General features: G+C 72.6%; 6 protein-coding genes. 2 read left to right on the top strand and 4 right to left on the bottom strand.

Annotation, left to right across the window (positions count from 1 at the left end; translation table 11 throughout):
- Positions 1–674: amidohydrolase (locus tag ACTIR_RS22260; protein WP_154663696.1), on the top strand; the 674-nt coding region annotated here is incomplete at its 5' end.
- A 185-nt stretch (positions 675–859) separates the two neighbouring features.
- On the opposite strand, the gene ACTIR_RS0107795 is transcribed toward ACTIR_RS22260, so the two are convergent.
- Positions 860–1,177 carry an STAS domain-containing protein gene (locus ACTIR_RS0107795; RefSeq protein ID WP_026453847.1) on the bottom strand — a complete coding sequence of 106 codons (318 nt, stop codon included), beginning with the start codon at positions 1,175–1,177 and terminating at the stop codon, positions 860–862.
- On the bottom strand, positions 1,174–2,784 hold the full coding sequence (locus ACTIR_RS0107790) for an ATP-binding SpoIIE family protein phosphatase (RefSeq protein ID WP_026453846.1): 1,611 nt from the start codon (positions 2,782–2,784) through the stop codon (positions 1,174–1,176). The genes ACTIR_RS0107795 and ACTIR_RS0107790 overlap by 4 nt, the downstream gene beginning before the upstream one ends.
- Positions 2,785–2,892: 108 nt before the next feature.
- Between ACTIR_RS0107790 and ACTIR_RS0107785 the strand changes: the two genes are divergently transcribed.
- Positions 2,893–3,606 carry a dienelactone hydrolase family protein gene (locus tag ACTIR_RS0107785; protein WP_026453845.1) on the top strand — a complete coding sequence of 238 codons (714 nt, stop codon included), beginning with the start codon at positions 2,893–2,895 and terminating at the stop codon, positions 3,604–3,606.
- A 157-nt stretch (positions 3,607–3,763) separates the two neighbouring features.
- On the opposite strand, the gene ligD (ACTIR_RS0107780) is transcribed toward ACTIR_RS0107785, so the two are convergent.
- Both ligD (ACTIR_RS0107780) and ligD (ACTIR_RS0107775) read right to left on the bottom strand, forming a co-directional pair.
- Positions 3,764–4,669, bottom strand: a complete 906-nt coding sequence (gene ligD / locus ACTIR_RS0107780) for a non-homologous end-joining DNA ligase (protein WP_026453844.1) — start codon at positions 4,667–4,669, stop codon at positions 3,764–3,766.
- A partial coding sequence (gene ligD / locus ACTIR_RS0107775) for a non-homologous end-joining DNA ligase (protein ID WP_052583767.1) occupies positions 4,666–6,088 on the bottom strand: 1,423 nt, incomplete at its 5' end. The genes ligD (ACTIR_RS0107780) and ligD (ACTIR_RS0107775), both read right to left, overlap by 4 nt.

Below are 6,088 nucleotides of genomic sequence, written 5' to 3'. Positions count from 1 at the left end.
GGAGCGGAGTGCTGGCCGCGCATCGCAGCGGCTGGCGGATCGCCGCCCACGCCATCGGGGACCGCGCCATCGACCTCACGCTGGACACGCTGGAGCAGGCGCAGAAGGAACTGCCCCGCCCGGACGTGCGGCACCGCATCGAGCACTCCGCGATGGTGCGGCCCGAGCATCTGTCCAGAATGGCCGCTCTGGACGTCGTTCCCGTGCCACAGGCCCGGTTCCTGTACGAGATCGGCGACACGATCCATTCCGCCCTCGGTGCGGACCGGATGCCGTGGGTGTACCGGCAACGGTCCCTTCTGGACGCCGGGCTGCGGGTCCCCGGCAGCTCCGACCGGCCGTGCGTGGGCACCGGCGCACCGTTGGCCGGGATGCGCTCGATGGTCGAGCGCACCACCAAGGCGGGGCTCGTGCTCGCCGAGTCGGAACGGGTCGACGCGACCGAGGCGCTGCACGCCTACACCACGCACGCCGCCTACGCCTGCCACCAGGAGGACCGACGCGGCCGGATCGGCCCCGGCATGCAGGCCGACCTGGTGCTGCTCGGGGACGACCCGACCACGGTGGAGTCCACGGAGATCGACGGAATCGACGTGCTGGCCACCTTCGTGGCGGGCCGCGCCGTCCACGGCGCCGACACCCTCACCTGGACCACCGGCGGCCCCACGAGCTGACCCCCGAACCCCGCGAGTCGCCACCCGGGACCGGCGAGTCGACGCCCGAGGTCCGCGAGTTGACGCCCGGGGGCAGGCGAGTTGACGCCCAGGGCCGGCGAGTTGCCACCGGGGACCGGCGAGTCGACGCCCGGGGTTCGCGCGGTGACACGCGCGGGCCCCGGGCCACCGGCGGCGTCGGGTGCTCAGGGCTGCAGGTCGGCGACCGCGCCGACGCCGGACATCTCCAGCACCCGGCGGGTCGGGGACCCCACCGGGGAGACGATCGTGCAGGAGGTCTGCAACAGCCGGAGCCGCTCGGCCAGGGCGAACAGGATCCGCAGACCCGCACTGTCCAGGTACTTCAGCTCACCGAGGTCCAGCCGGACCTCGGTGAGCCGGTTGTCGATCGAGCCGAAGATCTCCTCCCGCACCCGCTCGCTGTTGGACAGGTCGATCTCACCGGTGATGACGATGTCGACCCGGGCGCCGTCGGCACGCACCTCGACGTCGGCCGTGGTCATTCCCGCTCGCTTCCCGACAGTCGCTTACGCAGCAGCACACTGGTGCCCTGGGGCCCGTTCTCCACCTGCACATCGTCGCAGAGCGAGCGCATCAGCTCGGTGCCCCGGCCCCGGTGGGTCCCCCGGGGTGGACGCCAGCTCCCCGTGTCGCTCACGATGATGTCCAGATCGTCGCCGTGGGTTTCCAGGTGCAGGCTCAGCGTTCCGCCGCCGGGACCGTAGGCGTGCTCGATGACGTTGGCCGCCGCTTCGCCCACGGCCACGAGCAGGTCGGTGACGTCGTCCTCGCCCGCCCCGGCCTCGGGCAGCCACCGGCGCAGCTCGGTACGGATGTCGGCGAGGGCCTCCGGCACGGCGTCCACCGAGAACGTCAGCGTCCGGAGGTCGTCGGTATTCTGCCTGCGCGCGGCGAGCAGTGCGAGGTCGTCCTCGGTGGCCGTGTCCCCGACGAGCGTGTTCATGATCTCGGTGCACACCGCCTCCGGGGGGCCCGGATACACCACGTCGCTCAGGGCCCGCAGACCGTCCTCCAGGGGTTGCGCCCGCCGCTCCACCAGTCCGTCGGTGTAGAGGACGAGCACGGCGCCGCCGGACATGTCGATCGTGGTGGTGTGCCGGGCCTGGGTGGCCGAACCGACCCCCACGGGCGGGTCGACCGCGGCCTCCACGAGCGTCGAATCCCGGTTCACCCTGCTCACGACCGGTGCGAGATGGCCCGCCAGCGACAGGTGCACCTGATTGTGTGACGAGTCCCAGATGGCGCAGGCGAGGGTGGCCATGGCGTCCGGCTCGAAGTGCCGGATGTTGCGGTCGAGCCGGGTCAGCACCTCGGCGGGGTCGTCGTTCTCCAGCGCGTACGCGCGCACGGTGGTGCGGATGCGGCTCATCACCATCGCCGCCGACAGCCCCCGGCCCACCACGTCCCCCGCGACCAGGAACAACCGTCCCGAGGGCAGGCCGAACGCGTCGTACCAGTCGCCGCTGATGTCCGAGCCGCGGCCGGGGGCGTAGCGCGCGGCGAGTTCGAAGCCGGTCACGTCGGGCAGTTGCGCGGGCACGAGTGACCGCTGCACCGCCGAGGCCGCCGCACGGTCGGAGTTGGTCAACCTGCTCCGGGCCGCCAGTGCGACCCGGTCGGCCGCGAGCTGCAACAGGCGCACGTCCTCGTCGTCGAACGCCCGGTCGTCCAGCGCACCGACGTGCAACACACCGAGCGGCTCACCCTGGGCGATCAGCGGGACACCGAGGAGGCTCCGGAGCCCCTTCTCCCACAGCACCGGGTTGACCACCGTGTCGTGATCCACCTGCGAGACGCGGGACGGCTTGAGGTCCGCGGCGATCCGTCCGGCGAAGCCGTCACCCACCCGGATCCGCACGTTCTGCCACACCTCCTCCTCCAGGCCGGAGGACGCCGTGGCGACCAGCTGCTGTCCGCTGGCGTCCAGCAGCAGTGCGGTGGCGGTGTCGGCCTCGAGCACGTCCCGGACGCGGTCCACCAGCTCGTGGAGCAGCTGCTCGACGCTCAGCTGAACCAGCGCGGTGTCGGTGACCGCCTCGATGCGACGCAGGCGGTCAGCGGCGTTGTTCGGTTCGACCGCCCAAGGCATGTGGGTGAGCATAGTGTTCGAGGGTTACCCCGGCAGCGTATGGGCGAACGTGACGCTCGTCGTATCGGTCTTGGCAGGCACCTGCGACGCCCGGAAGGATCCTCCTTCGTGGTCACCACGGGTTACGAGAGCATCACGGTACCGGGCGGCGCGGCGTGGGACGCCTACCGTGCGGCCCCCGGCGCCGGGCGTGGCCCGGGGATCGTGCTGTTGCCGGAGGTCTCCGGCGTCAACGACCACATGCGTGCGCTGGCCGACGAACTCGCCGGGCACGGGTATCCGGTGCTCGTGCCGGACCTGTTCTGGCGGCTGCGCCGCCGGTTCGAGGGCAACGACCCGGCCGGGATGGCCGAGGGAGCGACGCTGGCACGGCGGCTCGACCGGGACGAGGCTGTGACCGACCTGACAGCGACGCTGGCACATCTGCGGGCGATGCCCGGGTGCACCGGCGGGGTCGGTGTGGTCGGATTCTGCGTCGGGGGCACGCTCGCGTACCTGTGCGGGACGTCGGTACGGGTCGACGGCCGGGGGCCGGACGCGGTGGTGTCCTACTACGGCTCGGGGGTTCCGGACCTGCTGGACCGGGTCGACTCGCTCGACTGCCCGGCGATGTTCCACTTCGGCGACCGGGACCCGTACCTGCCCGCCGACGGGATCGCGGCGGTGGAGGCCGCGGTGGCCAACCGGCCGGACGTCGCGGTGCACCACTACGACGCGGGCCACGCCTTCGCCAACCCGGACGCCCCGTCGTCGCACGACCCCGAAGCCACCGACATCGCCTGGGGCCGCACCCGCACCTTCCTCGACGACGCGCTGCCGTGAAGGCCCCCTTCCCCGCGCCGGTTGCCGTGAAGGACTCCTTCCCTGCGCCGGTTGCCGTGAAGGACTCCTTCACTGCGTCCCGCGCCGCGAGGGCCTCCTTCACTGCACGCACCGCAGGGAAGGACCCCCTCACGGCACCCTCCGGGCGAGGGGGCCGTCAGAGTGCGGGGCGGTCGGCCGCCAGCAGGGGGGCGAAGAGGTCGCCGTCCGTGGTGACGCGGGTGCGGACGTCGTCGGCGTGGAAGACGAGGTCGTCCGGTTCGCGGCAGGAGTCGACCTCGTCCCAGGTGACGGGGGTGGACACCGTCGGGGTGGGGCGGGCGCGCAGCGAGTAGGGGGCCACGGTGGTCTTGGTGACGTTGTTCTGACTCCAGTCGATGAACACCTTCCCGCCGCGCAGCTTCTTCGCCATCCGGGAGACGACGGCGTCGGGGTGGTCGCGTTCGAGACGTTCGGCCAGGCCCTTGGCGTACTCGCCGGTGCGGTCACCGCTGCGGGTACGCACCGGCACGTAGAGCTGCAGCCCCTTCGAGCCGCTCGTCTTCGGGTACGCCCGCAGCCCGTCCCCCTCGACCACCGTGCGCAGCCACCGGGCCACCGTGCAGCACTCGACGATCGTCGCGGGCTCACCGGGGTCGAGGTCGAACACCAGCAGGTCCGGATTCCGCCGCCCGTCCCGCGGGCCGACCGTCCACTGCGGAATGTGCAGCTCCAGGCTCGCCAGATGCGCCACCCAGACCAGTGTGGACAGACTTTGCACCAGCGCGTAGTCGGTCTCCTCCGCGCCGCGGGAGCTGCCGGGCGTCCGGATGCGCACGGTGCGCACCCAGTCGGGGGCGTGCCCGGAGACGTTCTTCTCGAAGAACGACTTGCCCTCCACCCCGTTCGGATAGCGTTTCAGGGTCAACGGTCGGTCCCGCACGTGCGGCAGCAGCGCGTCCGCGATCCGCACGTAGTAGTCGAGCACGTCCCGCTTGGTGAACCCGACCGCCGGGTAGAGCACCTTGTCCAGATTGGACAGCCGGATGCGGTGGCCCTCGATGTCCACCAGTTGCCCGGTCACCGTGGCAACTCCTCCGGCGTGCGGTCCGGCCGGAGCCCGCGCCAGGTCGGCGCGCGGAGCCGGCCGTCCCGCGTCCACGTCTTGAACGCGACCTCGCCGACCAGCGTCGGGCGCACCCAGTGGGCGTCGCGGGACCGGTCCCTGGGCACCGCCTCGGCGAACGGGGAGGTGCGCCGTTCCAGCGCGCGCAGCCGGGTGCCGAGCGTGCGCAGCGCGTGGTCGCTGAAGCCGGTGCCGACCTGGCCGACGTAGCGCAGCCCCCGCCCGGTCGGCACCCCCAGCATGAGTGAGCCGAACGTGTCCGCGCGCCGGCCCGTGCCGGGCCGCCAGCCGCCGAGCACCACCTCCAGCGTGCGCAGTTCGGTGATCTTGAGCCAGGCGCCGCTCCGTTCCCCGGGCCGGTAGCGGGAGTCCAGGCGTTTCGCGACCAGTCCCTCGAGTTCCTGCTCGGCCGCCGCGTCCGCGACCGCCGTGCCGCCGCCGGTGTAGGACGGCGGCACCCGCCAGTGCTCGCCGTCGATCCCGAGCCGTTCGAGCAGCCGCCTGCGCCGGGTGTACGGCAGATCGAGACACGGGCGGCCGTCCAGGTGCAGCACGTCGAAGACGAGGTAGGTCACCGGCGACCGGACGGCCAGCTGCCGGGCCCGGCGGTCGGTGGCGTTGATCCGGCCCTGTAACGCCGCGAAGCTCGGCCTCCCCTCGTGCAGGGCGACGATCTCACCGTCGAGCCAGGCCGGGGTGCTGCCGAGCTGGGCGCCGAGTCCGCGCAGTTCCGGGTAGGTGTCGGTGATGTCGTCGCCGCGCCGGGAGAACAACCGCAGTCGCCCGCCGTCCACGCGGGCCAGCGCGCGGACGCCGTCCCACTTGAACTCGTACCCCCACCGCTCGTCGGCGTCGGGGCCGGGCAGGGCGCCCGGTACGGCGAGCATCGGAGACATCGACTCCGGCAGCGGTGTCCATCCCGGGTCCTCGGGCGGGTCCGACCGGATCACCTGCCAGCGCGAGCCGCTCCGGAAGAAGACGTACTTCCCCCGGGCCCGCTCACCGTGCAGCACGACGGCGACCTCGTCGGCGGTCCACTTCGCCACCTCGTACCGGCCCCGGTCCCAGACCGTCATCTGGCCCGCGCCGTACTCGCCCTCCGGGATCTCCCCGGAGAAGTCGGCGTACTCCAGGGGATGGTCCTCGGTGTGCACGGCCAGCCGCACGGTGCCGCGCTCGTCCGGCAGGCCCTTGGGCACCGCGAACGACACCAGCACCCCGTCGCGTTCCAGGCGCACGTCCCAGTGCAGGTTCCGCGCGTGGTGCTCGTGGATCACGAACGCCGCGCCCACGTCGCCGTCGGCGGCGGTGTCCCGGTCCCCGTCGCCTCCGCGCCCGGCGTCCGCGCGGTCCGGTACCGGCTCGGGCGTGCGCCCG

Origin of the sequence: Saccharomonospora iraqiensis subsp. iraqiensis (assembly GCF_000430445.1) — a bacterium.
GTDB classification, from domain to species: Bacteria; Actinomycetota; Actinomycetes; order Mycobacteriales; family Pseudonocardiaceae; genus Saccharomonospora; species Saccharomonospora iraqiensis.
The sequence above is the reverse complement of the archived record's forward strand: the minus strand, read 5'-3'. Positions and strand labels throughout refer to the sequence as shown.